Annotated in this window: 30 protein-coding genes; 4 read left to right on the forward strand and 26 right to left on the reverse strand. The window is 41.1% G+C overall.

The features are described from left to right. Positions 1-82 precede the first annotated feature (82 nt). The 3 genes from NYR63_RS08685 to NYR63_RS08695 form a co-directional block, all read right to left on the reverse strand. The gene (locus NYR63_RS08685) at positions 83-958 is read right to left on the reverse strand and encodes an OmpA family protein (RefSeq protein WP_279457166.1); all 876 of its coding nucleotides are present in this window, start codon (positions 956-958) and stop codon (positions 83-85) included. 272 nt (positions 959-1,230) lie between these two features. Further along, positions 1,231-1,560, reverse strand: a complete 330-nt coding sequence (locus NYR63_RS08690; protein ID WP_279457167.1) for a DMT family transporter — start codon at positions 1,558-1,560, stop codon at positions 1,231-1,233. A gap of 86 nt (positions 1,561-1,646) precedes the next feature. Next, positions 1,647-1,937 (reverse strand): YfcZ/YiiS family protein, encoded by a 291-nt coding sequence (locus NYR63_RS08695; protein WP_279457168.1) that lies wholly within the window; start codon positions 1,935-1,937, stop codon positions 1,647-1,649. Between the two features lie 203 nt (positions 1,938-2,140). On the opposite strand from NYR63_RS08695, the gene NYR63_RS08700 reads away from it, so the two are divergent. The 3 genes from NYR63_RS08700 to NYR63_RS08710 are packed head-to-tail and all read left to right on the forward strand — an operon-like array spanning position 2,141 to position 3,785. Beyond that, the gene (locus NYR63_RS08700; protein ID WP_279457169.1) at positions 2,141-2,449 is read left to right on the forward strand and encodes a helix-turn-helix transcriptional regulator; all 309 of its coding nucleotides are present in this window, start codon (positions 2,141-2,143) and stop codon (positions 2,447-2,449) included. Then, a complete protein-coding gene (locus NYR63_RS08705) occupies positions 2,437-2,754 on the forward strand; it encodes a HipA N-terminal domain-containing protein (RefSeq protein ID WP_279457170.1) in 318 nt (105 codons plus the stop codon). Before NYR63_RS08700 ends, NYR63_RS08705 begins: the two co-directional genes overlap by 13 nt. Next, positions 2,754-3,785 (forward strand): type II toxin-antitoxin system HipA family toxin, encoded by a 1,032-nt coding sequence (locus NYR63_RS08710; RefSeq protein ID WP_279457171.1) that lies wholly within the window; start codon positions 2,754-2,756, stop codon positions 3,783-3,785. The genes NYR63_RS08705 and NYR63_RS08710 overlap by 1 nt, the downstream gene beginning before the upstream one ends. A gap of 46 nt (positions 3,786-3,831) precedes the next feature. Here NYR63_RS08710 and NYR63_RS08715 read toward each other — a convergent pair whose 3' ends face one another. The 16 genes from NYR63_RS08715 to NYR63_RS08790 form a co-directional block, all read right to left on the reverse strand. Beyond that, positions 3,832-4,464, reverse strand: a complete 633-nt coding sequence (locus tag NYR63_RS08715) for a tellurite resistance TerB family protein (RefSeq protein WP_279457172.1) — start codon at positions 4,462-4,464, stop codon at positions 3,832-3,834. Between the two features lie 140 nt (positions 4,465-4,604). Continuing rightward, on the reverse strand, positions 4,605-4,889 hold the full coding sequence (locus NYR63_RS08720) for a putative quinol monooxygenase (RefSeq protein WP_279457173.1): 285 nt from the start codon (positions 4,887-4,889) through the stop codon (positions 4,605-4,607). A 21-nt stretch (positions 4,890-4,910) separates the two neighbouring features. Beyond that, positions 4,911-5,723: an urease accessory protein UreD gene (locus NYR63_RS08725; RefSeq protein WP_279458548.1), complete on the reverse strand. Its 813-nt coding sequence runs from the start codon at positions 5,721-5,723 to the stop codon at positions 4,911-4,913. 184 nt (positions 5,724-5,907) lie between these two features. After that, on the reverse strand, positions 5,908-6,543 hold the full coding sequence (gene ureG / locus NYR63_RS08730; protein WP_005613192.1) for an urease accessory protein UreG: 636 nt from the start codon (positions 6,541-6,543) through the stop codon (positions 5,908-5,910). 20 nt (positions 6,544-6,563) lie between these two features. Next, positions 6,564-7,247 (reverse strand): urease accessory protein UreF, encoded by a 684-nt coding sequence (locus NYR63_RS08735; RefSeq protein ID WP_279458549.1) that lies wholly within the window; start codon positions 7,245-7,247, stop codon positions 6,564-6,566. 11 nt (positions 7,248-7,258) lie between these two features. Next, positions 7,259-7,822, reverse strand: a complete 564-nt coding sequence (ureE, locus tag NYR63_RS08740; RefSeq protein WP_279457174.1) for an urease accessory protein UreE — start codon at positions 7,820-7,822, stop codon at positions 7,259-7,261. 122 nt (positions 7,823-7,944) lie between these two features. Continuing rightward, positions 7,945-8,562, reverse strand: coding sequence for a glutathione S-transferase (locus NYR63_RS08745; protein WP_279457175.1), 618 nt, complete (start codon positions 8,560-8,562; stop codon positions 7,945-7,947). A gap of 267 nt (positions 8,563-8,829) precedes the next feature. Further along, positions 8,830-10,548: an urease subunit alpha gene (ureC, locus tag NYR63_RS08750; RefSeq protein WP_279457176.1), complete on the reverse strand. Its 1,719-nt coding sequence runs from the start codon at positions 10,546-10,548 to the stop codon at positions 8,830-8,832. Positions 10,549-10,559: 11 nt separating this feature from the next. After that, on the reverse strand, positions 10,560-10,865 hold the full coding sequence (ureB, locus tag NYR63_RS08755) for an urease subunit beta (RefSeq protein WP_126375332.1): 306 nt from the start codon (positions 10,863-10,865) through the stop codon (positions 10,560-10,562). Positions 10,866-10,915: 50 nt separating this feature from the next. Next, on the reverse strand, positions 10,916-11,218 hold the full coding sequence (ureA, locus tag NYR63_RS08760) for an urease subunit gamma (RefSeq protein ID WP_005599005.1): 303 nt from the start codon (positions 11,216-11,218) through the stop codon (positions 10,916-10,918). A gap of 72 nt (positions 11,219-11,290) precedes the next feature. Further along, positions 11,291-12,193 (reverse strand): urea transporter, encoded by a 903-nt coding sequence (locus NYR63_RS08765; RefSeq protein ID WP_279457177.1) that lies wholly within the window; start codon positions 12,191-12,193, stop codon positions 11,291-11,293. Positions 12,194-12,229: 36 nt separating this feature from the next. Continuing rightward, positions 12,230-12,859, reverse strand: a complete 630-nt coding sequence (locus NYR63_RS08770; protein ID WP_279457178.1) for an energy-coupling factor ABC transporter ATP-binding protein — start codon at positions 12,857-12,859, stop codon at positions 12,230-12,232. Positions 12,860-12,883: 24 nt separating this feature from the next. Further along, positions 12,884-13,501 (reverse strand): energy-coupling factor transporter transmembrane component T family protein, encoded by a 618-nt coding sequence (locus NYR63_RS08775; RefSeq protein ID WP_279457179.1) that lies wholly within the window; start codon positions 13,499-13,501, stop codon positions 12,884-12,886. A gap of 9 nt (positions 13,502-13,510) precedes the next feature. Further along, positions 13,511-14,119 (reverse strand): cobalt transporter CbiM, encoded by a 609-nt coding sequence (gene cbiM, locus NYR63_RS08780; RefSeq protein ID WP_237593368.1) that lies wholly within the window; start codon positions 14,117-14,119, stop codon positions 13,511-13,513. Beyond that, the gene (locus tag NYR63_RS08785; protein WP_279458551.1) at positions 14,120-14,533 is read right to left on the reverse strand and encodes a carboxypeptidase regulatory-like domain-containing protein; all 414 of its coding nucleotides are present in this window, start codon (positions 14,531-14,533) and stop codon (positions 14,120-14,122) included. It lies immediately after the preceding gene. Positions 14,534-14,601: 68 nt separating this feature from the next. Further along, entirely contained in the window at positions 14,602-15,288 is a 687-nt protein-coding gene (locus NYR63_RS08790; RefSeq protein WP_279457180.1) for a DUF4198 domain-containing protein, read from the reverse strand. Between the two features lie 204 nt (positions 15,289-15,492). Between NYR63_RS08790 and NYR63_RS08795 the strand changes: the two genes are divergently transcribed. Further along, positions 15,493-16,392 (forward strand): LysR family transcriptional regulator, encoded by a 900-nt coding sequence (locus NYR63_RS08795; RefSeq protein WP_279457181.1) that lies wholly within the window; start codon positions 15,493-15,495, stop codon positions 16,390-16,392. Between the two features lie 78 nt (positions 16,393-16,470). Here the strand turns inward: NYR63_RS08795 and NYR63_RS08800 are convergent, their stop codons facing one another. From NYR63_RS08800 to NYR63_RS08830, 7 genes are all read right to left on the reverse strand, one after another. Continuing rightward, positions 16,471-16,929 (reverse strand): nuclear transport factor 2 family protein, encoded by a 459-nt coding sequence (locus tag NYR63_RS08800; RefSeq protein ID WP_279457182.1) that lies wholly within the window; start codon positions 16,927-16,929, stop codon positions 16,471-16,473. Between the two features lie 227 nt (positions 16,930-17,156). Continuing rightward, positions 17,157-19,022, reverse strand: coding sequence for an SLC13 family permease (locus NYR63_RS08805; protein ID WP_279457183.1), 1,866 nt, complete (start codon positions 19,020-19,022; stop codon positions 17,157-17,159). Between the two features lie 61 nt (positions 19,023-19,083). Then, on the reverse strand, positions 19,084-19,608 hold the full coding sequence (locus NYR63_RS08810) for an MltR family transcriptional regulator (RefSeq protein ID WP_279457184.1): 525 nt from the start codon (positions 19,606-19,608) through the stop codon (positions 19,084-19,086). Beyond that, the gene (locus NYR63_RS08815; RefSeq protein WP_279457185.1) at positions 19,608-20,747 is read right to left on the reverse strand and encodes a mannitol-1-phosphate 5-dehydrogenase; all 1,140 of its coding nucleotides are present in this window, start codon (positions 20,745-20,747) and stop codon (positions 19,608-19,610) included. The genes NYR63_RS08810 and NYR63_RS08815 overlap by 1 nt, the downstream gene beginning before the upstream one ends. Positions 20,748-20,832: 85 nt before the next feature. Continuing rightward, a complete protein-coding gene (locus tag NYR63_RS08820) occupies positions 20,833-22,728 on the reverse strand; it encodes a PTS mannitol transporter subunit IICBA (RefSeq protein ID WP_279457186.1) in 1,896 nt (631 codons plus the stop codon). Between the two features lie 305 nt (positions 22,729-23,033). After that, complete coding sequence (glmS, locus tag NYR63_RS08825) at positions 23,034-24,866, reverse strand: glutamine--fructose-6-phosphate transaminase (isomerizing) (protein ID WP_279457187.1); 1,833 nt, start codon at positions 24,864-24,866, stop codon at positions 23,034-23,036. Positions 24,867-24,960: 94 nt separating this feature from the next. Next, positions 24,961-25,719, reverse strand: a complete 759-nt coding sequence (locus NYR63_RS08830) for a DeoR/GlpR family DNA-binding transcription regulator (protein WP_279457188.1) — start codon at positions 25,717-25,719, stop codon at positions 24,961-24,963. Positions 25,720-25,853 lie beyond the last annotated feature (134 nt).

Raw genomic sequence — 25,853 nt, forward strand, 5'->3', positions numbered from 1 at the left:
CTTATGGCTGTCAACTTCTTTTTTTGCACTCAGAATCTTAATTGTAGTTGTCATAATTTAAGTTTCCCTTTGACTTAGAAAATTATTCATTACCAAATACTGAAATTTCAACTCGACGGTTCGGTTGATTACATTCAATACGCGCGTTCTTATCTTTTAATGCAGCACAATTATTTTTGGATATATTAGTTTCTCCGTATCCCATCGCTTCAACTTTTCTAGAAACACCTGCTTTTTGTAACACACTTGCTACCGTTTCCGCACGACGTTGAGCTAAATCTTTGTTATAGCTTTCACTACCGTCCGGATCAGTGTATCCACTTACTACAATAGGATTTTTTGAATCTACGCCTAATTTCTTAATATGCTCTGCAAATTTTGAAATTTCCTGTTTACCTTTCGGAAGGATATCTTGGTAATCGGACTTATCAAAAGCAAACAATGCTCCTGTAGAAAGATCTTTTGTCACAATAATATTTTTCGAACAATTTCTTGCTTCAGGGACACGAGAAAGCGTATGATTCATTTTCCTTAGACCTAAGGTCTCTTTCTCTGCTACATCTTTAGTTACTTGAGTCAGAAGTATATTTCCCATATTTTGAGTAACTCGAACATATGCAACATTATTTTTATCCAAAGGATAATGAACCCCATTAACACGATTACCAAATTGATAATCCGAAGATTGAGATGCACTTAATAACGGTTTAGATGCGCAAACAGGAATAGAAGAAAATGACTTTTCTAATAATGAACTATGATAATTTCCATCAATATAAATATTGATAGCACCATTAACTGAATCAATAGGTCTATAAAACAAGAGTAATGCTTGCTCTTGTTTAAGATTCTCCATTGAAGCATTCACATTTTCATGAACACTTTGTTTTTCTAAACTATTTGATGAACAAGCCACCAAAATCATAGAGACAATAGGTACAGTTAATATTTTTTTCATGAAAACTTCCTCTTAAAAGATGAAAAAAACACTTATTACATTTATGCAATATATTTTTATTATTTGTATGACAATTTACATACAAACAAAAATTTAAAAATATACCATAGTCTATTATATAGACTTTTTAAGCCCATATTGTAAATAAATGAAAATAAACTGTAATATATACACACAAACAAAAAAATATAAAATAAATTTATAAAACTTAGAAACTAATTTCTTAACAAATTGTCTATATTTAATTACCGTAAATTAATTAGATTGAAAAATCAGATAGAATAGTTTGAAAACAGGTTAATCACCAATACGCCGGCAATAATCATTCCCATACCGATAAAGCCCGCCAAATCCGGTTTTTGCCCGAAAGCAAAATACGCCACAATGGCGGTCAGTACGATACCGACACCCGACCATACCGCATAAACAATACCGATCGGTAATGTTTTGGTAATCACCGATAATAAATATAACGCGATCACAAAAGCGCCGATTGCCACCGCTGTCGGTAACGGCTTACTAAAACCTTCGCTTGCCTTAATGCAGTTACTGCCGATTACTTCAATCACAATCGCAAAGCCCAATAAAACCCAAGGATTCATCAATTTCTCCGAAAACAAAAGCGGTTGGATTTTGCTTATTTTTGCAAATTTTCAGCAAAATCCAACCGCTTTTCACATTAATAAAATTAGATCGCTCGTGTACCTAATTGGAAAATCACCACTTCCGCTTGGCAACTAAAACGGAAATTCGCATCCAGTAAAAAACCGCCCTCTACCGCTTTGATTTCGCTGCTGATTTCACACGGTTCACTTTCCGTATCACGCGCTTTTTGAGTTAATTTAACAAGCGCTTGTTCCGCTTCCGCTTGTGTTTCATATACTTTTGCAAATTTCGCATCTCGTTCACTGTTATCAATGATTGAGCCGACATCAAAAGTGTTACAACCCACACATTCAACCGGTTTATCTGATTTCATAAAAACCCCTATAAATTTTAGTTAATCACATCAATACTTTAATACTAAACACATTGTTAAGCAACATACTTAAATCATCATATATGAACTATAAATGTATAATATGATTCGTTATGGATTAAAAAAGATCTTTATTTTATTAAAAAACTCAAATATGATACTTTTTAACATTAAATTAAACAAAAATGGTTTACATATAAGCTATGACAGATATAAATTTACTATTAGAAGAACAAATTGATGCATTAAAAACGTTGCAAAAACAACTATTAGTGTACGAACAGGCTAAAAAGCAGCAGTTAATTGAAGGAAAAATCGAAGATTTGACCGCTTTCGGGCAACAACTTAACCAAAAACGTAAAGCATTAAATATTGATTTATATACATTGGAATTACAAACTAATATTTCATCATCAACATTAAAACGATTGTTTCAAGATCCAAGCCAAGTGAGATTTTCTACCGTGTTACTTGTTGCCAAAACATTAGGAGTTTCACTATGCGCCGTATAAAACGTTCGGCAAAAGTCTTTTTATATGATGAACCGGTCGGGTATCTTTACCAAGATGATATGGGATTTCATTTTTCTTATTTCAAAGATTATGTCGGTATTCCGCTATCACTTAGTTTGCCGGTCACGCAACAACACTTTCATTCAGAACAATTGTTTCCTTATTTTGCCTCATTAATTCCTGAGGGTTGGCTCAAAGCAAAATATAACGTCTTACAAAAAATCGATGAACAGGATCAATTCGGGTTATTACTCAATAATGGGGAAAATATGCTTGGTGCAATCACGATTAAGCGGGAGGAATAATGCAAAATTGCAAAGTGCTGCTCACACCACTTACTGATACAGAACAAAAATCAGGATACAGTCAAAAGGGATTGCTCTATTTAACCGGACAAGCTGACTTTATTCCGGTTTTACCATTCAATCGTCAAGGTTTCAGTACGTTAGAGCCTCGTAAACAGCAAGGAATGAGTATTTCCGGTTATCAACCTAAAATTCAATTAGTAATTCACGAAAAACAATTTCAAAGTATTGCTCAACAAGGCACTTATATCTTAAAACCTTCTCCCGAAGATTATCCATTTTTAGCGGAGAATGAACACGCGACGATGCAACTTATGGCTAAATTAGGATTTATTGTGCCAGAGAATGGTTTAATTCCGTTCCAAGCAACTTCGGAACAAACGGAATATGCCTTTGTCATTAAACGTTTTGATCGCACAAATGATAATAAGCCTATTCATCAAGAACAGTTAGATGGCGCAATGAGCATTACGGAAAAATACGGTAAGACAGGAAGCGATAACGAGCAATATATTAGCTATGAACAAGCGGTTAAATTTATCTTGCAGCATACCGAAAATAATCTCGCTCAACAACAGGAGTTATTTAGACGGATTGTTTATGCCTATTTACTAGGCAATAATGATTTACACCTACGTAACTTCTCTCTGATTTACTCCAAAACGGGGGAAGCAAAGCTCGCTCCGATTTACGACTATGTTTCCGTTGTACCATATAAAGCGATATTTGAAGGAACAATTTTAGCTTTACCCTTGCTTGCTAAAGAGGAAGGAAACAAAGAACTCGCCCACGGCTTTACTACTCAATACGGCGAATATATTGGACAAGATTTTATTGAATTTGGCGAAAACATTGGCCTAAATCGAAATGTAATATTAAAAAAATTACTGCCCCAAATACTAAAAGAAAAGACGATAGTCGAAAGTGTTTATCAACATTCCTTTATGTCGTTGGCACACCAAGAACTCGTCTTAAAAAATTATCATCGACGTTTACAGTTACTGCAAATCATTGATGAGCCGAGTTTGTAACAAAAAAGCCTTTAAGCATATTACTTAAAGGCTTTTTCTCACTTAATTAAAACCCGGCTTGTTGTTCTAACTGTTCCACTAACGCATCGTCTAAACCGAGAGCTTCGGCAAGATCAGCGAGGAAGACGATTTCTTTACGGGCTAAATCGGCACATACCACGCGAGCGGCTAAATAGACTTGTGCCGCTAATGCGGGATTATTCCCGACTTGTGTGGCAATTTGTTGCACGCTTGCCGGCTGATACATCTCTTGCTCAATCCATTGATGAAGTTCCGGATCTTGTCCCGCTTCGCCTAAAATCGCTTGTTTTTCTTGCTCGGAAATTGCGCCGTCAGAAGCAGCCGCCGCAATCATCGCTTGTAAAATGACTTGGCTGCTTGCTTGGGCATTTTGTTCGGTCACCGCAAAACTTTCTTCACTCACTGGAGCGGCTTGCGTTTGATTTTGCTGATATTTTTGATAAGCCTGATAAGCAAGGCTACCGATTGCCGCCAATGACCCTAATTTCGCTAAGCTAGAACCGCCGTTACGACCGAAGATCATCGAAAGAATGCCGATTGCCGCCGCACCGCCACCGATTTTGGCGACTTTATCGGTGGTGGTATTGCCGTTCATTGCATTTTTTGCTGATTCTTGTGCAACGCTTAGCACTTGATTTAAAATTTTGCTGAAATCCATAGAGTTTCTCCAATAAGAGTAAAGATAAATATCTTAGCCAACTAAGTGCCTATTTGTACATTAAATGGCTCAGAAGTTCCACCTACATCAAAAAACAAGCGGTCGTAAATTCTTGTGAAAATACGACCGCTTGTTTCAAATTAAAGTAAATCCACGATATTAATCTCTATCGGCTGACTTAATAACTCGGCAAATTTAGCACCTGCATCAATAAAATACGCTTGCTGAGTATGCAACGCCAAATCTTGTTGCGATTGCCATTGTTCCACAAAAGTATAAACATTCGGCTGACCTTGCACCGCACCGCAGCCGTAAGCAATACAACCTTGGTCGTTAAGCGAAGCACGAATTAAGTTTTTTGCCAATGCTTCAAATTCTGCGATTTTATCCGCTTTTACATGACATACTGCATAAACTGCGATCATAATTGCTCTCCTAAACTAAAATTAAACAATATTGGACTGGGCTTTTAAAACTTGCCCAATCCGCTCAAATAAATGTTGAATGACATCCGCTCGATGTGCAAGCACTCGAACCATCAATCCGCCTTCATTCAACTGCGAAACGCCAATCAGCATATTTTTTTGCTCGGCGGCTAAAGCTTGTAATTCGCTTACCATTGCCTTAATTTCGACAGCATTTTTTGTCAAATTAACATAAGTGAGCGAGCCTTGATGTGAAAAATCTTCCATTTGGCTCAATGACGTCAATGCCATTTTTGCCGGTAGCCACTGAATACGGTCGGTAACAAGCGGTCGATTTTGGTAAGAAATTCGCAAATAGGACGCAAAATGACGGAAGGCGAATCGTTCGCCGTTTAGCACTCGCCCAATCGCCACAATCTCGCCGTAAATCAGCTCGGACTGCTCGCTCATCTCAATTTCGGTGGTTTGCTTAAATCCGCTGTCTTTATGTAGCACCAATGGGTGCGGAAGATAAAACAAGCGGCTATTTTTGCCCAATTTTATGCAAGTTTTTTGCGTGGCATAATCGCCCTCATTCATTGATTGCACACGAGTAAACGCCTGCGTATTCAACGAAAGTGCGGTATCGTCTGCCAGTGAAATCTCAATATCAAGCAGATCACCTGCCAACAAACCGGGCGAGGACGACATTTGCATCGCATTCAAAGCATTGCGCCAATGCGAATCCAAATTCGGCAAGGTCATCACCTTAAACGGTGGCGACACAAAGTATTGATCAAGCTGCGTTTTGCCTTGTGAGGTAAGTTTTGTTGAAAGTAAAAGTTTGCTTTGCATTTTATTGCTCACTCTCGCTCCTCGTGGGAGAGAGACAGCGAAAAATTGCGTTAGGCAATTTTTTGCAGAGAGAGGGGAAATTTGCAAAATGTTACGATATTCTCACCGCTTACCCTCTCCCTGATTTTTCTTCTGTACGAAGAAAAATCCGTCCCTCTCCCGCAAGGGGCGAGGGTTATAGTATTTAACGAACTAAAGACGCCGGATCTTCAATATTTTTTAACAATGCGTATTTTTCGATCCAACCGATCACGCCATCAAGGTTTTCGTTCTTCATCAAGTTAGTGAAAATAAACGGCTGACCGTTACGCATACGGCGAGCATCTCGCTCCATCACGCTTAAATCCGCTCCCACAAAAGGTGCTAAGTCAGTTTTATTAATCACTAATAAATCCGAACGAGTGATACCCGGTCCGCCTTTACGTGGAATTTTCTCGCCTTGTGCCACGTCAATCACGAAAATCGTCACGTCTGCCAAATCCGGGCTGAAGGTTGCCGAAAGGTTATCGCCACCCGATTCAATGAAAATTAATTCCACTTCCGGAAAACGCGCGACCATTTCGTCCACCGCTTCAAGGTTCATTGAAGCGTCTTCACGAATCGCCGTATGCGGGCAACCACCGGTTTCCACCCCCATAATGCGTTCAGGTGGAAGCAAACTGTTTTTAGTTAAAAATTCCGCATCTTCTTGCGTATAGATGTCATTGGTGATTACTGCCACGCTATAACGGCTTGCAATTTCACGAGTTAAACGTTCGATTAATGCGGTTTTCCCCGCCCCCACAGGGCCTGCCACCCCGATTTTGATATATTTACGCATTGGTTTTCCTATTATTCAAATTAAGACATATAAAGTCTTGTATAAAGCTGTTCATGTTGCATTGAGCGAATATCGCTTGCTAGTGTTGCTGCACCGAGCCATTCAGGATCAGGATTTAGGCTATTTTCGACCGCTTGTGCGAGAGGATTTCGCAAAGCGAATAAAATATCTTGCCCGTCCATTTGGCTTAACGGCACCAGTTTCACGCCATTGGTTATCGCTCCGACTGCCGCATTGTAGTAGAACGCATAGAGCGTTTCGGCTTTATCTAGATTCATCGCTTGAGCCACCATCGCAAACACGATGGGAAAATAACCCTGACAACGTTTTTCGCTGATCGCTTGCTGAAACTCACTCAATAACGGATGATTTTCATAACGAATAAAAATCTTCAGCAATCGTACACCTAATTTATAACTGCCCTCACGACTCTCACGAGCGATTTTACTGGCAGCAAGTTCTTGATCTAGTTGCAACAATCGGCCTAAATCGTGGTTTGCCATTGCATCAAATGCCAGTGATAAATACGCACCGTCATTGTAAATCCAGTTCTGCATCAGCTGGGTTTGGACATACTCTTCAAGACTTGCTCGACTGTTCACTTTGCCTTGTTGCACAAAGGTTTCTAAGCCGTTTGAATGGTTAAAGCCGCCGATTGGCAACGTAGGATCGACTAAGTGTAACAACGCCCCTAACTGCCCCATACGGGCGAAATCTAGTGCTTGTGCCAATTTCCGTCTCCGTGGTGATGATAGCCGTGATGATCGTGCGAATGGCTATGACCGTGAGAATGTCCGTGCCCTTGTGCCGAGTTTGCTCGCAATGCTTGGCTTAAACGACGTTCTGCTTTTTTCGGTTCAAATCCTGCCGCTTGTAGCCATTCAAACATCGGTTTGTCGTACGGCAGCGTGACTTCATCACCATCTAAAAATAACGGCGAATGTTTGTTACCGATTTCATAGCAAGCACGCGCCATTTCCGGCAAAGTTTTCGGCGAAAGTACAATGACCTCAGACGGTAAAATTTCAATCGCAATCACCAGACTCTCGCTCACAAACACCACATCATCGTGCTTTAAGCGTTGTCCTTCTTTTAACAGACGAAATGCCACTTCACGCCCCGACCGACTTTTTTTACGTAAAATATTGCGCTCGCTCTCAAACCATTCAAGCGGTACATAATCAATTTGTTGTGTAGTAATTTGCCCGCTTGCTTTAAGTGCCGCCAAATTACCTAAAATTTCTTCCATTACCGGAAGGATTGGGTTAAGTATTTGCATTATCTTTCTTCCATTCCCCATACTACGTATGGGGTTACGCATTGTACGGTTGCGCTGCAACCTATTTTGTAATTTGTCGCAAAGCGACAACCCTATACTTAACCATGTACGTCAGTGCATGGTTACGCGTGTGGTTTCGTTTCCGCCAACACCGCATACTTCTCATTCATCTGCTCCGCCCAAGCGGTCAAATTCGGGTGATTTTTTGTAAGATCGTAGCCGAGTTTTTCGGCACGGAATTGCCACCAATCAATTAAACAAACTGCAGTAATTGTGCCGATATTTAGCTCTGTACCGAACGGTTCAATTGCTTTTTCAAGCTGTGGGAATGAGCGGATATTACGATCCATTAACCGTTCTTGACGGCTTGTCCACCATTCGCTTTCGGGGCGAAGTAGACGTTCCGCCATAATCGGGACGGTGTTTTCTAAAATGCCGTCCGCAAGGTTATGTAACGCTAACGCTGCCCAGCGTGGTTTACCGCTTTCCGGGAATAATTTCGGTTGGTCGCCTTTTTGATCGAGATATTCACAAATCAGTTGGCTACCGAATAACCAATTTCCGCAATTACGTTGTAAAGCCGGTACACGTCCAAGCGGATTGTCTTGGTTGTGTGGTGAATTTGGGTCAAACGATGAGTTAATTTTTAACAGCTCGGTTTTAGCTTCTAATTGTTGGTGTTTTAATGTGACTAACACTTTACGCACGAAAGGGCTAGTGGTGGAATACCAGAGTTTCATAGATTCTCCTTTTTCCTCATACTCACGCATGAGGTTAAACATTGTATGGTTGCTCTGCAACCAACTTAGTAAATTGTCGCAGAACGACGACCCTATACTTAACCACGCACGTCAGTGCGTGGTATTGCAACATTTTATGCAAATTTAACCGCTTGTTGGAATGTTTAGCGAAACAAACAGAGAGGAAAAAACCGTTCCCCCTCTCCCTGATTTTTCTTCTTAACAAAGAAAAATCTGTCCCTCTCCCACAAGGGGAGAGGGTGAACACTAGAACAAGAAATAACGCTGTGCAAGCGGCACTTTGGTCGCTGGTTCACAAGTAATATGTTCGCCGTCCACACGTACTTCATAGCGTTCCGGATCAACGGTAATTTCAGGTGTTGCATTGTTATGAACGAGGTCTTTTTTGCCTACATCACGACAGCCTTTCACCGCTAGGGTTTCTTTCTGAATGCCGTATTGCGTTTTGATATCCGCATCTACGCTGGCTTGTGAAACAAAGTAAACCGCACTTTCGGTATTCGCTTTCGCATTTGCGCCAAACATTGGGCGGTAGAATACTGGTTGTGGCGTTGGGATTGAGGCGTTCGGGTCGCCCATTTTCGCAAAGCTGATAAAGCCTTTTTTCATCACAAATTCCGGTTTTACACCGAAGAATTGCGGCTTCCACAATACGATATCCGCAAGTTTACCCACTTCAAGCGAGCCAACGTGTTGGCTGATACCGTGAGCGATTGCCGGGTTGATCGTATATTTCGCAATATAGCGTTTAATACGGAAGTTGTCGTTACCCTCATCGCCCAATGCACCACGCTGTGCTTTCATTTTATCCGCTGTTTGCCACGTACGAGTGACCACTTCGCCGACACGTCCCATTGCCTGACTGTCTGAACTCATAATCGAGAACACGCCCATATCGTGCAGAATATCTTCCGCTGCAATCGTTTCAGGACGGATACGGCTATCTGCAAATGCGACATCTTCCGGAACACGTTTATCTAAATGGTGGCAAACCATCAGCATATCTAAATGCTCGTCAATCGTGTTCACGGTAAATGGACGAGTCGGGTTGGTTGAAGCCGGCAATACGTTCGGATACATCGCCGCTTTAATAATATCCGGTGCGTGACCGCCACCGGCACCTTCAGTGTGGAAAGTATGAATCACACGCCCGTTAATCGCTTTCATCGTGTCTTCTAAGAAGCCGCTTTCGTTGAGCGTATCGGTGTGAATTGCCACTTGCACGTCCATCTCGTCCGCCACTTTTAACGCTGCATCAATTACCGCCGGTGTTGCACCCCAGTCTTCGTGGATTTTTAAGCCTAACGCACCGGCAACCACTTGTTCTTTAAGCGGTTCAAGTGTTGAACAGTTACCTTTGCCAAAAAAGCCGATATTGACCGGTAATGATTCACAGGCTTGGAACATTCTTTCAATGTTGAATTTACCCGGTGTACATGTGGTAGCGTGCGTACCATCCGCCGGACCAGAACCGCCACCGATCATAGTAGTAATACCGTTTTCGATAGCATGTTGTGCTTGTTGCGGACAAATCCAGTGAATGTGAGTATCGATACCGCCTGCGGTCGCAATTAAATGCGCACCGTTATGCACTTCGGTACTTGCGCCGATAATCATATTTGGCGTGACGTTATCCATCGTATCCGGATTACCCGCCTGACCAATGCCTACAATACGTCCGTCACGAATCCCGATATCCGCTTTGATAATGCCTAATTTTGCGTCAATAATCATCACGTTAGTGAGGGCAAAATCTAATACGTTCGGATTATCTCGGGTAACCGTACTGGATTGTGCCATACCGTCACGCACCGATTTACCTCCGCCGAATTTACACTCATCGCCTTTGGTTAAAAAATCCTGTTCAATTGTCGCCCATAAATCGGTGTCGCCTAAACGGACTTTATCACCGACTGTCGGGCCGTAAGTCGCTACATACTGACTGCGTGGGATTGTTAATGCCATTTTCTTACTCCCTATAATTTGCCGTCGATTTCATTATGGAAACCGTAAATCACTTTATTACCACCAAACTCAACCAGTTCCACTTCTTTCGCTTCACCGGGTTCAAAACGTACCGCATTGCCGGACGGCACATTTAAACGCATACCGCGAGCCTGTAAGCGGTCGAATTTTAGGGCGTGATTGGTTTCAAAAAAATGGTAATGCGAACCGACTTGAATCGGGCGGTCACCTGTATTAACTACTTCTAATTTGACGGTTTTGCGACCCACATTCGCTTGTACATCACCGTCTGCTAATTGATATTCTCCGGGGATCATTTTTTATTCCTTGTTTGTTTACTCTCTCCCTCTTGAGGGAGAGGGTATCGTTATCTAATCGGGTTATGTACGGTCACTAATTTCGTGCCGTCCGGAAACGTTGCTTCAATTTGAACTTCGTGTACCATTTCCGCAATACCTTCCATCACATCATCCACCGTCAGTAACGTTGCGCCGTATTGCATCACTTCCGCCACCGACATTCCGTCACGTGCCGCTTCTTGCAAATGGCTGGCAATATAAGCGATTGCCTCCGGATAATTTAATTTCACACCACGAGCCTTGCGTTTTGCCGCAAGCTCCCCCGCAAGAAATAACATCAGTTTTTCTTGTTCTCTTGAAGTTAAATGCATTTTGTACCTTCTTTATTTTCTACATGGAATTTGTAAGATTTTGCTAAAAATAGACCGCTTATTCCCGTTGTCTTAGGGATTAAGCAACCTAACTAATTTGTTTTTATCGAACGCCGCTTTATCCAGCTTAGATTTAATAACTAACAACAGCCAACTTGCGACAATAAAACCGATGGTATAGCTTGGTATGCCAAAATTTGAGATAGTAAATTGGATTAAGACCGCTAATAACGAGCCTAAAATAATATAAACAAAATTGCGGAAACGATCGCTGGCAAACGCACAGGCGACTAAGATAGGGGAGAAACCGTAAATACCGTTTGCCAGTTGATTCGGTTGAACGGTTAATAACAGATTGGCAAATGAAGTACCGATTGTTGCCGCCGCTAAACCGTACATCGCTGCCATCGGGGAATTAATTGAAATAGCGAGAAAAAGCAGAATTCCGGTAATAATACTGGAGCCGAAATTGACTTCCGCCCAAGCGTAAAAAGGTTCGCTCATTGCCTGCAGCGTATTAGTGTGATCCGCCAATGCGGGAGTAGTTTGAGTGAGGTCAAAGAGATGATATTTTGCGATAGCCCAACAAAAAATCCAACAAGTGAACACAAACGGAAAGGTAAACGCAATTTTATTCCGTTTGGTAAATTCCCGCATAATAAGGGTCGCCACGATGGAAGCAACCACGGCATTTAGCCAAATGAGCGGGTTACTTGCATCAATTAAACCGAAGGTAAACATGACGCACATAAAAGCGAGGCTGGCGTTAAAACCGTATAATCCTTGCTCAATTTGTTGTTGCGGATATTTAAGCAAGGTTGCCGTATAAGTCCCGATTAACGCACCGAGAAAACAACCGATACCAAGCGTCCAATCGCTAAAAAACATGGCGATCACGATCACCAAACCGGACAAACCGTTTTCTTGCAGAAAGATTTGCCCTACCCCGGTAAGGGTGGATTTAAGCAGCTTCATTTTCATTCCTGTGTGTTTGCACCACTATTTTGTGGTTTATTTTGTTAAATAAAGCGTATCTGTTGCGAGTGTTCGACAAAAGGTTTGATCATGTGAGGCAATTAACATCGGCAATTTTAATTGTTTGAGTAAAGCGGTTAATTTTTCACAATTTTTTGCATCAAGCCCGTTTGTCGGCTCATCAAGTAATAATATTTTAGGCTGCATTGCCAATACGCCGGCTAATGCAGTGAAGTTTTGTTCTCCGCCGGAGAGTAAATTGACCGGACGATCTTTAAGATGCGCAATACCGATTTGTTCCAACTGCGCTAGTGCTATTTTATAGGCTTTCTCTCTCGTATAACCTTGGTTTAATACACCGAATGCCACGTCATCCAGTACCGTTGGGCCGAACAATTGATCTTCCGCATTTTGGAAACATAACCCGACCGTTCCTCTAAACGGCGCAAAATCTTTTTCCGTTTTACATGCTTGTCCGAATAAATAAACTTCACCCGATTGAATCGGCACAAATCCCAATAAAGAAAGCAGTAATGTCGATTTACCCGTACCGATTTCACCTTGTAAAAATAAACATTGCTGTTCTTCGAGAGTAAAATTCAGATTATCTATAACGACCTGTTGATTACGACAAAGAGTAAGGTTACGAACTGCCAGTATATTCATTTATCTCTTCTTATTAGCACCGAGCTATCTCTTACCAAATTTAAATCCGCGAGCTTTTAACGCGATTTCGGCTTTTTCCGCTTTGACCATTGCATGAATCAGCAATAAAGACACTTTTTGAGCGGTAATCATTAGCGTTCTCATATTACACCTCGGTTGATAACCTCGGGCTCGCATCGCCATCTCCATTTTTCGATTCAATTCCGACAATAATGCGATATAACGAATCGTCAGCACAAAAAGATGAATAAATTTACTCGGTAAAGGTAATTTGCCGATGGCTTGCACTAAAACGGTATCGGTTACGTTAAACAGTCCCAACCACATAACCAACACAATTAAATTCATACGTAAGCTGATGATCAAAGCCAATTCGAGCCCTTTGGGATTCCATTCGACACCGCCCGAACCGATGCGCCAACTCAATGTAAGTAATATCAGTACGCTAAAAACATTAAACTTTAGCCAACGTGTAAATAATACTTTCAACGAATGTCGGTAGTAAAGTTGTAACCCGATAAGCGACACCGCTACACAAGCGGTCAAAATTAATAAAATATTTACGGAATGAAGCGCGCTAATCGCTAAACCGGCGATAAATATATAAATTAAACGCCAGTGAGGTTGCAGTAATACCGTCATGACTACTAATTAATCGAAATTTAAGACGGAAGGCATCATTTTGGTGAGCGTTAATACAATCCCCACGCTTACGATACTATCAACGACAAAAATAGGTAAATGAGAAACGATAAGTAAGCCGATGAGATCAGTATAATCCTTACCGCCGTCCAAAGCCAATACTAATGAAGCTAAAAATGCCGCACCGCCGACTCCGATAGAACCGACGCAAATACCGACGAATATCAAATAACGACGCGATACGTTCCGTTTAAGCGAGTTACGAAAAAGATAATGAGCAAGTAATGCCGGCAACGCCATAATGCAAAGATTGACGCCTAATACGGAGAAGCCGCCGAATGAAAACAACAAAACCTGCAATAAAAGCGCGATCAAAAAAGCAGGAAATACCGTCCACCCGAGAAACAATCCCGCCATACCGTTGAGAATAAGATGAACGCTACCGATGCCGACAGGTACATGAATAGTTCCTGCCACAAAAAATGCGGAGGCAAATAATGCGGTTAATGATAAACGGCGGTAATCCAACTTCTTTAACCCGATCGAAACGCCTACCAGCGCAATGACTGCGCCGGTAAGCAAAGTGGTTGAATGCAAAACGCCTTCTGATAAATGCACTTAACGCTTTTCCTTTTTCACTTTCAATAACGTAAAAAGACCGAATAAACCGAAGATATAACCGATTCCGCCTAAAATATCATGTAAGTAGATTTTATCTTTTAGCTTATGTATGTCTTCACGTAATAACTCGAATTCGGATCTCCCCATCGCACGTTTCGCGATATTATCCGCAACTCTCTCCGCTCGATGACCTTCCGGACCGTCAATCACCACCTTAAACGGACCGTTACTGGTTACCGGAAGCACAAAATGCCCGGACGCATCGGTTTTACCCGAAACGACAGGTTGCTCTTGATTACCCTCCATACCAAGTTGATAAGCTTCCACGTAAGTTTCCGCAGCGGGAGATTGATCGGAATAATACGCTCTTCCCGTGATTTCATCACCGTCGTATTGCGCAAATAAGTACAGATTATGCGCTACCGCCTGAAGTGAAAACAAGGAGATAACGATTGCCAATAAATATCGAGATATTTTCATTATTTCACATCAAACGTTAGCATATATTCAATTGAACGTTCCGTATAATCCGGATGTTCAACACCTTTCTCTTCAAATTCCGCCCATACTTTATTAGTACCTGCGACAGGAATAAATTGAGCGATTCCTTGTGCATTAGTCAGCTCGAACGGCTTATCTTCACCCATTCCCACCTTAATGCCGGCAACCGGTTTTCCTTTATGTAATACTAAAATAGGCAACGGTTTGCCCGCTTCCGGCTTAGCTTGCGGAACCAATTCATAATCAAGATTATGTGATTTAGCCGCTTGTTCATTCCAAGTTAAGATCGCCTTACCGAGTTTGACCGGATTAAGACTTAATACGGCGGTAGGCGCTTCTTTTTTAGTTTTTTCGACATATTTACCGCTAGGTAATTTTGACCATACGCCGTTATCAAATTGGAGGAAAACGATAGGATAAACATCCGCTTTAAAATAAGCTTCGCCGTTTTGGAATTGGTAGGTTGCAGCTTCGAGAGAACCGTCGCTTTTAAGTAACTGAATGGATTTTAATTTATGTTCCGGATAACTTTCCGTGGTTTCATGTCCGAATTTTACCACATATTCATCTTTATTCTTTGTCGGCTCTAACCATACATTATGTGCTTGAACTAATGATGTAATAAAAAAACCGCTTAATAAGATTGTCATTTTTGCAAATCTCATTACACAATACTCCTTTTAAAAATTTTTTAAAATATCGGCATTATTCTTGCCTTATTCAGTCTATAACAATTTTACTGAGCGTTCAAATAAATAGCCATAATGCTTTCAGGTTACATTTTTTCGGGATATTAAGCGGTTACTTGCCGGTTGCATCCTGGTCGAGAACATGAATAATAACGAAAAAATCAATGGAATTCGGACAATATGTTAAACAAACTGGACGCACTCAAATACTTCTGTACCGCCGCTCAAACACTCAATTTTAGAGAAGCAGCCAATCAATTAGCCATCTCGCCGCCGGTTATCACGCGCGTGATCAATGAGCTTGAATTGGAGTTGGGCGAGCAATTATTTAAACGTACAACGCGTAACATCACACTCACCAGCTTCGGCGAAGAATTTTTATTACAGGCGGAACAATTACTTAGAGACAGCGAAAAATTGTTCGGCTTAGGCAAGAAAAAACAGGATGAGATGGCAGGCATCGTCCGTATCACGCTCCCTAAATTACGGGATCAAGAAGAAATTTTATTTGAGTTATTAAAGGCTCTTGAACCTTACCCGGAACTCGTGATTGATTGGCGGGTGGATGCCGCTCGTTTAGATAATGTTAAGCATCGGATTGATATAGGTATTCGAGCCGGACACGATCCTGATCCTAATTTTATTATCCGTCCGCTCACTAAAATGCACGAAGTTTTTGTTGCCTCACCCGATTTTATTCAACGTTGGGGAATGCCGAAAAATCTGGACGATATGCAACGAAACTTTCCTATCAGCAGCTTATTAAATGCCAATACCGGACAACCTTGGGAAATTTACTTAAATGAAAATAAGGTACTTATCCCACAAAAAGTCGGCTTTATTACTACGGATTTGTACTGTGAACTGCAAGCGGCATTAGCCGGCAGAACCATTACTCATATCGGGAATACGGTATGTAAACCTTATCTAGAAAGCGGTCAGTTGATTCAACTTTTTCCGGAAGAACAGTCCGAGTTATGGCAACTGTATTTATATCGTCCGTATCAAGCCGTCACTTCACCTAGAGTGCTTAAAGTATTCGATGTGCTTACCGAAATAATGCAACGTCGTTATAGCTAAAAAGAAAAGCGGTCAAATTTTGCAAAAATTTGCAATTTCTGACCGCCAAGGTGAACACTGTTCTTATTAGGAGATTGATTAAACTGTTGCCGGTTTAATCACAATTTTAGTGATTTGTAATTTAGTACCGTTTTGTTTGGTATCAATATCAAACTTAACATTCCAACTTCCCTTGTTATCCCACATATCACCTAAAATACGTGCGGTAACCAGCAATTCGTTGTAGCCTTTCGATTTGATTTTCGACTCGGTAATCGCACAATATTTTAAACCGCCTTCTTGAATGTTCTTAATCCATTCTTGTTTGGTTAATGTATCTTGTTTCGTCACTAACTGAAAATCATCGGATAACAGACTTTGCAATGTTTCAAAATTCGGATTTACTAATGCGTTGTTCAGTTCTTCATACACATGAATCACTTTCTCTTGTTGTTCCTGCTTTGCTTCCGCATTAGTAATCACCGGCAAGCTCGCCGTAAAGCTAAGGGCAATGCCCAAAAATAACGATAAAAAAATTTGTTTAAAAGTTAATTTCATTTGATTCCTCGAATATCTCTCTTCTCATTTCTGGAGTGATATTATAAAGTAATCATTATTAATGATAATAGCATATTTCATTAATTAACTATTAACAAAAAAGAAATAATCTTTTGGTTAGTTTTGTGTACAAAGCAAGACGAAAGACTGTTTAACTAAAAAACGGCAAGCGGTCTTTTTTACAAAAAAATCGCTAAAAACAACCGCTTGCAGTTTAAAGAAGAGGATTAAAGCGGAAATAACAGCGGCACGATAAATACCGTAGCAAACATCACTAAAATCGTAAAGGGTACCCCGACTTTGACGAAATCCATAAAACGATAACCCGCCGGTGCAATCACCATCGTATTTACCGGGGAAGAAATCGGTGTCATAAATGCGGCGGAAGAAGCGATAGTAATCACCATTACCAACGCAATCGGCGAATAACCCAACTGTCTTGCCACTTCAATCGCTATCGGCGCCATTAAAATCGCCGTCGCCGTATTGGAAATAAACAGCCCGACTACCGCAGTTAAAGCAAACAAACCTAATAAGATAAAGATATAAGAGGTTTCCGCACCGCCGGTAAGCCGAATAAATTCTTCCACCATCAGCGTTACCCCGCCCGTTTTTTGCATTGCGGTCGAAAACGGCATCATACCGACAATTAATAAGAGCGTAGGGAAATGAATCGAATCATACGCACCTTTCATATCAATACAACGAAATTTACCGAGTAACAAACAGCAAATCAATGCGGCGATCACGTTCGGCACGATACCCGAGATCATTAACACGACCATCACTAATACCGAAAAAAGTGCGTAAGGCGCTTGGCTGGTGGAGGGTGCAATCTGTTTGCCCTCTTTCGGCATACCGAGCAGAAATAAGTCTTTATTGTATTTTTCAAGCGTCACAATTTTCTGCCATACGCCCATGACTAACAGAACATCACCCGCCTTAACCGGTTCTTTTAATAAGTTATCTTGTAAAATTCGGTTCTCTCTCTTAATCCCCACTACACTTAAGCCGTAAGTAGAACGTAAATTCAGTTCTTGTACCGTTTTATCAATACTTTCCGTTTCCGGCATGACGACAAATTCCGCCATACCGACCGATTTGGCATGAGTTGAGAAATATTCGCCTTTTAACTCTATCGGTTGTAAGTGACACTCTTCGCATAACATCGAAAAAATATCTTCGTCAATGCCGATATCCATCAATAAAATATCTTTTTCTTGCAATTGGTCGTTACCGAACGCCGCCATAATTTGCGAACGGAAATTTTTATATCGCTGAATCGCAATCACATTCATACGATACAAAGAACGTAATTTCAGTTCATCCATGGTTTTACCGATAAACGGCGAGCCCTCTTGCAAAATGACCATTTTCGCTCGTCCTTGCAGCTGGTATTGTTCAATAAGATGCGACATACTGTTATCATCTTTGGTAAGTACCGGCGTTTCACCGTTATCCAACCAACGGCGAGCGATCAACATATATAAAATACCAAGCACTAACACCATCATACCGATAGGAGTAAAGCTAAAGAAACCGAATCCTTGATAACCGGCTTTAAGCAGTTCCGAATGCGTGACCAGATTAGGGGCGGTAGCAATTAAGGTCATCATACCGCTAATCAAACCGGCAATACTGAGCGGCATCATCATACGGCGCGGCGAAATATTCATTTCGGCACAAATCGCCAACGCCACCGGAATAAAAATCGCCACAATGCCGGTCGAACTCATAAATGCGCCCAATAGTCCGATAGACAACATCATCAGAACCAAGACCTTGGTTTCGCTTGAACCTGCCGCTCTCATTAACCAATCGCTGATTTGATAAGCTACGCCGGTTCGAGAAAGTGCTTCTCCCACCACATATAACAGGGCTAATAACACAATGTTCGGATCGCTTAAGCCCGCAAAGATTTCTTGCGTCGTTAAGATTCCGCTAACACTAAAGGCGAGCATCACCAGTAATGCGATAATATCCATCCGTAATTTGTTTTGGATAAATAACACAACGGCAATGATAAGAATGGCTAACACCCAAAATAACGGGTGCTGCAAAAAAGAAGGTAAATAATTAAGAAGAGTCTGCATACAATTCTCCTTATCCGGATAGACTTTCTTATTATACCTTTTATATTATAAAAAAAGCCCTTTATAAAGGGCTTTCTACATTTAACTTCTCGTTAATTTCAGTAATGGCAAGAATCAAGCTGGAGCGCATCACACGTTCCAAGCGAATTTGCTGCATTTGATATAGCATTGAATCTTTATTTTCTACGGAAGAGGCAAACTTCAGCAGTTCCGAAACCGGACTGAGATCAATATGATGAAGATCTCGAGCAAATTGCACGATAGCCGGATGAGAGAAAGGTAATTCATCGACTTCATCGCTTAATTGCTGTTTCACTTCAATAAAAAGTGAAATATCTTCAAACACCGGCGCGGAAATCACGCCGAGGCCCAATAATAACTTTAGGCGAACGGTCAATTCAGCAAGCGGCCCTTGATGCTCAAACAAAGAATCGACCACTGACTTTAAGGCAAAGTCGGTTTTACGAAATACTCTTTGAATAAGTCGTTCAATATTTTGTGCAAACTGATTCACTGAAAGTGCGAAGAACCCCCTTAAAGAGGGTACTTCACTTAATTGTTCGATAAAATTATCTGAATACGGCATTAGTTATATAACGCAACAACTTGAGCAATGACCTCTTGGTTTGTTAAACCGGTATATTTCTCAACCGCTGCAGCTACTCCGTTATCTGCAATAAATTGTGCTAATTCGACCGCTTGCGGGTCTTCTTCATTACGATATTGTAGTGCCATTACCACACCGTTTACGAGGTTTTTATGCGGTAAACCATATTCTAACGTGCCTAAAAGCGGTTTAATTAAACGATCATTCGGGCTAAGTTTACGAATCGGCTCACGACCGACACGGTTTACATCATCATTTAAGTACGGATTAGCAAAACGTTTTAAGATTTTTTCGATATAAGCAGCGTGCGCTTGCGGATCAAAACTATAACGTTTAATTAATACCGCACCGCTCTCTTCCATGGTCGCTTTTACCGCCGCTTTCACACTGTCGATGGCAATTGCTTCTTTAATCCATTTCACACCGGCTTGTTTGCCTAAATAGGCAGAAATTAAATGGCCGGTATTTAACGTAAATAGTTTACGCTCTACAAACGCCATTAAGTTATCGGTTAATTCCATACCTTTAATATCCGGAATTTGACCTTTGAACTGGGTTTTATCCACAATCCATTCGCTAAACTCTTCTACTGTCACTTCTAACGGATCCGCTTCGTTTAACTCTGCCGGAGGTACGATTCTATCGACTGCAGAATCAACAAAACCGACAAATTTTTCAATTTCCGATTGTTGAGAAGCGGTTAAATTTTCAAAAATTTTTGCTCTAAAGAAACTTGTTCCACGCACCATATTTTCACAAGCAATAATATTTAACGGTTGGGTATTACCCGCTTCTAAACGTGCCGCTAACGCTTTGGCAAACAATGGCGCAATAAAGCCTAATACATTCGGACCGACCGCAGTAGTAATCAGATCAACGCTTTTCACTTGTTCAATCACTGCCGCTTCATCTTTTGAGTTAATCGCCGCAATATTTTTGACCACTTCAACACGGCTTGCATCACCTACGATTTTTACGCCGTATTGTTTGTTTTGGTTAATCTGATCGATCTGAGTTTGATTAATATCGGCAAAGGTGACGAATACGCCGGAATCTGCCAATAATTTACCGATAAAGCCACGACCGATATTACCTGCACCAAAATGTAATGCGTTCATTCTATGTTCCTCTTTAATTTGTAAAATATTTGAAAAATTTGACCGTTTGCAAGCGAAAATCCCCCACTTACGTGGGGGAGCTAACTTATTCGCCTTTTAATAAGCGTAATACTTTTTGCGGATCATCGGTTAGCGTAAGAATTTCCATGGTTTTCTCATCATCTAACGCATTAGTGATCGCACTTACGACTTGGATATGTTCGTTATTACGTGCCGCAATACCGATAACTAATTTCGCTACGCCGTCTTCTTCATCCGTAAAACGCACGCCTTCACGATATTGGCAGAACACGATACCGGTTTTTAATACTTTATCTTTCGCCGCAATCGTACCGTGCGGTACCGCAATACCTTCACCTAAGTAAGTGGACACTTGCTGTTCACGTTCAAACATTGCCGGAATATAATCTTCTTCCGCAAAACCTAATTTGACTAATTGCTCACCAGCAAATTGAATCGCTTCTTCTTTAGTACGCGCAGTTAAATTTAAGAAGATTTGATCTTCGGTCACATTTAAGCCGCCGCGTTCGGTTGCCACTTGCGGCACGACTTCGGCCGGAATCGCTTTGTCTGTGCTGTTTGCAGTAAGTTTTGCGACTAAACCGTCATAGAAAACGCCGTCTAAGAAGTTGTTCAGTGATAAATGTTGTGCGGTCGGCACTTGTTTTTGCGCACGTGCGGTTAAGTCTTTGTGAGTTACTACTAATTGCGCATCTTGCGGTAAATCGTTGATAGCAATATTTTGCACTTCAACGTTTAAGCCTGCCGCTTGTACTTTTTTACGTAACATACTTGCGCCCATTGCACTTGAGCCCATGCCCGCATCGCAAGATACATAAATTTTACGTACATTACTAAAATCGCCTGCAACCGCAGTATTCGCCGCTACCGCACCGCCTTTGCTTTGTGCTTTCATCGCCGCCATTTCCGCTTGCGCACTTTCTAACGAATCTTCTTCAATACCGTCATCTTTTTGCATTTTGAGTAATACCGATGCAATCACAAAGGTTACCGCACATGAAAGAATTACCGAAGCAACTACCGCTAAATGCGCACCTGCCGGTGTCATTGCTAATACCGCAATGATTGAACCAGGAGAAGCCGGAGAAACTAAACCGCCGCCTAATAATGTATTGGTTAATACGCCTGTCGCACCACCTGCGATTACCGCAAGAATTAAACGAGGATTCATTAATACATACGGGAAGTAGATTTCGTGAATACCACCGAAGAAGTGAATGATTGATGCAGAACTTGCGGTAGTTTTCGCAGAACCTTTACCGAATAACATATAGGCAATTAAGATACCTAAACCCGGACCCGGATTCGCTTCAATTAAGAAGAAGATCGATTTACCTAATTCTGAAGATTCTTGGATACCAAGCGGTGAGAAGATACCGTGGTTAATCGCATTGTTTAAGAATAAGATTTTCGCCGGTTCAACAATAATTGAAGTTAAAGCTAAAAGATTTGCATCCACTAACGCTTTAACGCCCGCCGCTAATAAATCTGAAATTGAAGTTACCACACCGCCGATAACACTGAATGACAGTAACGCTAATAACATACCGATAATACCGGCAGAGAAGTTATTCACTAACATCTCAAAACCGCTTTTCACTTTACCTTCGATTGCTTTATCGAATGTTTTGATTGCCCAACCGCCAAGAGGACCGACAATCATCGCACCCAAGAACATCGGAATTTCAGAACCGACAATGATACCCATAGTGGTAATCGCACCGACCACCGCACCACGGTCACCACCTGCTAAACGACCGCCGCTATAACCGATTAATAACGGCAGTAAATAACTGATCATCGGTCCGACAAGTTTTGCGAAGCTCTCATTCGGCAACCAACCGGTCGGAATAAATAATGCGGTAATAAAACCCCAAGCGATGAAAGCCCCGATATTCGGCATCACCATATTTGATAAGAAACGCCCAAAACTTTGGACTTTCACTTTTAAATTAGACATAACTGCTCCTAGAACAACAGTGTGTGAGTTAAATAAATAAGATTGGATAATCTGGCGCATAAATTAGCACCGGAATGCAAAGTCTCAAAAATATTTATTTAAGAAATGTGAAATTGATCACATTAAATTTTCTAATAGACACTTAATAAGTGTGATATAGATCACATTTATAAAAACAACCATCTAAAAATTGTGATATAGATCACATTTTCTCTACAAGCGGTTAAATTTCTGTATTTTTTAGCAAAAGCCATAAACAAAAAAGCCTCCGAAGATTCGGAGGCTTTCAATAGCAAAATTAACAATTATTCTACAGTAACCGCTTTCGCTAAGTTACGAGGTTGGTCCACATCGGTACCTTTAATTAAAGCGATATGATATGAAAGTAATTGTAACGGCACTGTGTAGAAAATCGGTGCAGTTACCTCATCTACTTTCGGCATTAAGATGGTTTTGAAACCTTCCGCTTCAGCAAAACCGGCATCATGATCGGCGAAGACATATAACTGACCGCCGCGCGCGCGCACTTCTTCGATATTGGATTTTACTTTCTCAAGTAAATCATTTTCCGGTGCAACAACCACTACCGGCATTTCGCTGTCGATTAATGCTAACGGACCGTGTTTTAATTCACCTGCTGCATAAGCTTCTGCATGGATATATGAAATTTCTTTTAATTTCAATGCCGATTCCATTGCAATCGGGTAGTATTCGCCACGACCTAAGAACAATGTATGGTGTTTATCCGCAAAATCTTCAGATAATTTTTCAATTTGTTTATCGAATACTAGCGCACTTTCAATCTGTGCCGGTAAGCGTTGTAACGATTGAATAATGTGATGTTCTTGCTCTTCGGATACCGTGCCTTTTAAGCGACCGATCGCCACATTTAATAACAACATACAAGTTAATTGCGTTGTAAATGCTTTTGTCGATGCCACACCGATTTCTACGCCAGCTTTGGTCATAAAAGCAAAATCAGACTCACGTACAAGTGAAGAACTCGCTACGTTACAAATCGTCATCGCAGACATATAACCGGATTCTTTCGCTAAACGTAATGCCGCTAAAGTATCCGCCGTTTCACCTGATTGTGAAAGCGTTAATAATAAGCTGTTCGGACGTGTTACGAATTTACGATAACGGAACTCAGAGGCAATTTCAACGTCACAGCTCACACCTGCGATTGCTTCAAACCAGTAACGAGCAACCATACCCGCATTATAAGAAGTACCGCACGCAACGATTTGCACGTGTTCAACTTTAGATAAGATTTCCGCCGCATTCGGACCAATCGCATCGATTTTCACTTTACCGTTTTCGATACGACCGTCTAAGGTGTTCATAATCGCAACCGGTTGTTCGAAAATTTCTTTCTGCATATAGTGACGATACTGACCTTTATCCGCCGCATCCGCTTCAAAGTTACCTTCGTGAATTTCACGTTCAACTTTTTGACCTTCACGCGTATAAATATCCACGGTTTCACGAGTGATTTCCGCTACATCACCTTCTTCAAGGTAAGCGAAACGACGAGTAACGCTTAATAATGCTAACGGGTCTGATGCTAAGAAGTTCTCACCGATACCGTAACCGATCACTAACGGAGAACCTGAACGTGCAACAATTAAATGCTCCGGTTCGTCTTGATTCATTACCACCGTGCCGTATGCACCGCGTAATTGAACCACTGTTTTTTGTACCGCTTCTAATAAAGATTTTGCCGAACGTAATTCCCATTCAACTAAGTGAGCGATAACTTCGGTATCCGTTTGTGATTGGAATACATAACCGCGCTCTTGTAAAACCACTTTTAATTCTTCGTAGTTCTCAATGATACCGTTATGTACCACTGCGATTTTACCGCTGCGATGCGGGTGAGCATTAGTCTCGGAAGGCTCGCCGTGAGTCGCCCAACGTGTATGCGCAATACCTGTACCGCCTAAAAGAGGTCTTACCGCTAACGCATCGTCAAGTTCTTTCACTTTACCGACACGGCGTACAATTTGCATATTGTGTTCGTTATTTAATACCGCAACACCGGCCGAGTCATAACCACGATATTCTAAACGATGTAAACCGTCCACTAAGATTTTTGCTACATCACGTTGCGCTACAGCACCTACAATTCCGCACATATATTTTTGTTCCTATATTAAGATTAAATAAAAAAACCGTTATAAATTCTTGATACAAGCGGTCATTTTTTCAAAAATTTTTACCGCTTATTTCTCATTGAGCGATAATCACTTCGACACCATGTCGCTCAATGATCGCTTTTACCTCTTCGGTAATTTCCGAATCGGTAATTAACTTATGAATTGAAGACCACTCCAATTCCAAATTCGGCATTTTTCTTCCAAATTTTTGTGATTCAATTAACACAATCACTTCACGAGAAACTTTCGCCATCACTTGACTTAAGCCGACCAACTCATTAAATGTCGTCGTTCCGCGCTCTAAATCCAAACTATCCGCTCCGATAAATAATTGGTCGAAATCATATGAGTATAATACTTGCTCGGCGACCTTACCTTGAAACGAATCGGAACGACTATCCCAAGTTCCGCCGGTCATCAATACGGTCGGTTCATTATCTAATAAAGTAAGTTCGGTCGCCAAAGAAAGAGAATTGGTCATCACCACTAAACCGGTTTGATAAAGAGCCTTTACCATCGCTCCTGTCGTACTACCGCTATCGATAATGATTCGATTATGATCACGAATTTGTTTTACCGCTTCATTGGCAATTGCTAACTTTTGTTTCGAAAGCGTTTCGTTCGAATCCTCAATCATTTCCGACGGAATTCTTACCGCACCGCCATAACGACGCAATAAGAAACCGCTTTCTTCCAAAGCGGTTAAATCCTTACGAATCGTAACTTCCGAGGTTTCAAAAAAGTGAGCTAACGAATCTACGCTAACTTCACCTTGTTCCTGAACCATTTTGACAATTAGGTGGCGACGTTGTTGTGTGTTTCTCTTTGACATCCTATTCCCGGAAAAAGTTTCAAATCAAACTCAAAAAATTTCGTTTCAAAACATTTTAATTATATTTAGTCTGATTTATTTATGCAATGAATTTAATAAAAAATAAAGCCACTTATATTGATCTGACCCCAAAA

The organism is Actinobacillus genomosp. 1 (assembly GCF_029774175.1).
Taxonomy (GTDB): domain Bacteria; phylum Pseudomonadota; class Gammaproteobacteria; order Enterobacterales; family Pasteurellaceae; genus Actinobacillus.

Coding starts and splice junctions, on each gene's coding strand:
- NYR63_RS08810 (WP_279457184.1), bottom strand. CDS start 19,608: ATGCCGTATTCAGATAATTTTATCGAACAATTAAGTGAAGTACCCTCT.
- NYR63_RS08720 (WP_279457173.1), bottom strand. CDS start 4,889: ATGATCGCAGTTTATGCAGTATGTCATGTAAAAGCGGATAAAATCGCA.
- NYR63_RS08725 (WP_279458548.1), bottom strand. CDS start 5,723: ATGCAAAGCAAACTTTTACTTTCAACAAAACTTACCTCACAAGGCAAA.
- NYR63_RS08795 (WP_279457181.1), top strand. CDS start 15,493: ATGTTAAACAAACTGGACGCACTCAAATACTTCTGTACCGCCGCTCAA.
- NYR63_RS08700 (WP_279457169.1), top strand. CDS start 2,141: ATGACAGATATAAATTTACTATTAGAAGAACAAATTGATGCATTAAAA.
- NYR63_RS08690 (WP_279457167.1), bottom strand. CDS start 1,560: ATGAATCCTTGGGTTTTATTGGGCTTTGCGATTGTGATTGAAGTAATC.
- ureC (WP_279457176.1), bottom strand. CDS start 10,548: ATGGCATTAACAATCCCACGCAGTCAGTATGTAGCGACTTACGGCCCG.
- NYR63_RS08695 (WP_279457168.1), bottom strand. CDS start 1,937: ATGAAATCAGATAAACCGGTTGAATGTGTGGGTTGTAACACTTTTGAT.
- NYR63_RS08710 (WP_279457171.1), top strand. CDS start 2,754: ATGCAAAATTGCAAAGTGCTGCTCACACCACTTACTGATACAGAACAA.
- NYR63_RS08745 (WP_279457175.1), bottom strand. CDS start 8,562: ATGAAACTCTGGTATTCCACCACTAGCCCTTTCGTGCGTAAAGTGTTA.
- NYR63_RS08830 (WP_279457188.1), bottom strand. CDS start 25,719: ATGTCAAAGAGAAACACACAACAACGTCGCCACCTAATTGTCAAAATG.
- NYR63_RS08715 (WP_279457172.1), bottom strand. CDS start 4,464: ATGGATTTCAGCAAAATTTTAAATCAAGTGCTAAGCGTTGCACAAGAA.
- ureG (WP_005613192.1), bottom strand. CDS start 6,543: ATGCGTAAATATATCAAAATCGGGGTGGCAGGCCCTGTGGGGGCGGGG.
- glmS (WP_279457187.1), bottom strand. CDS start 24,866: ATGTGCGGAATTGTAGGTGCTGTAGCGCAACGTGATGTAGCAAAAATC.
- ureA (WP_005599005.1), bottom strand. CDS start 11,218: ATGCATTTAACTTCAAGAGAACAAGAAAAACTGATGTTATTTCTTGCG.
- NYR63_RS08815 (WP_279457185.1), bottom strand. CDS start 20,747: ATGAACGCATTACATTTTGGTGCAGGTAATATCGGTCGTGGCTTTATC.
- NYR63_RS08770 (WP_279457178.1), bottom strand. CDS start 12,859: ATGAATATACTGGCAGTTCGTAACCTTACTCTTTGTCGTAATCAACAG.
- NYR63_RS08820 (WP_279457186.1), bottom strand. CDS start 22,728: ATGTCTAATTTAAAAGTGAAAGTCCAAAGTTTTGGGCGTTTCTTATCA.
- NYR63_RS08800 (WP_279457182.1), bottom strand. CDS start 16,929: ATGAAATTAACTTTTAAACAAATTTTTTTATCGTTATTTTTGGGCATT.
- NYR63_RS08775 (WP_279457179.1), bottom strand. CDS start 13,501: ATGACGGTATTACTGCAACCTCACTGGCGTTTAATTTATATATTTATC.
- NYR63_RS08735 (WP_279458549.1), bottom strand. CDS start 7,247: ATGGGGCAGTTAGGGGCGTTGTTACACTTAGTCGATCCTACGTTGCCA.
- ureB (WP_126375332.1), bottom strand. CDS start 10,865: ATGATCCCCGGAGAATATCAATTAGCAGACGGTGATGTACAAGCGAAT.
- ureE (WP_279457174.1), bottom strand. CDS start 7,822: ATGCAAATACTTAACCCAATCCTTCCGGTAATGGAAGAAATTTTAGGT.
- NYR63_RS08765 (WP_279457177.1), bottom strand. CDS start 12,193: ATGAAGCTGCTTAAATCCACCCTTACCGGGGTAGGGCAAATCTTTCTG.
- NYR63_RS08685 (WP_279457166.1), bottom strand. CDS start 958: ATGAAAAAAATATTAACTGTACCTATTGTCTCTATGATTTTGGTGGCT.
- NYR63_RS08790 (WP_279457180.1), bottom strand. CDS start 15,288: ATGAGATTTGCAAAAATGACAATCTTATTAAGCGGTTTTTTTATTACA.
- NYR63_RS08805 (WP_279457183.1), bottom strand. CDS start 19,022: ATGCAGACTCTTCTTAATTATTTACCTTCTTTTTTGCAGCACCCGTTA.
- NYR63_RS08705 (WP_279457170.1), top strand. CDS start 2,437: ATGCGCCGTATAAAACGTTCGGCAAAAGTCTTTTTATATGATGAACCG.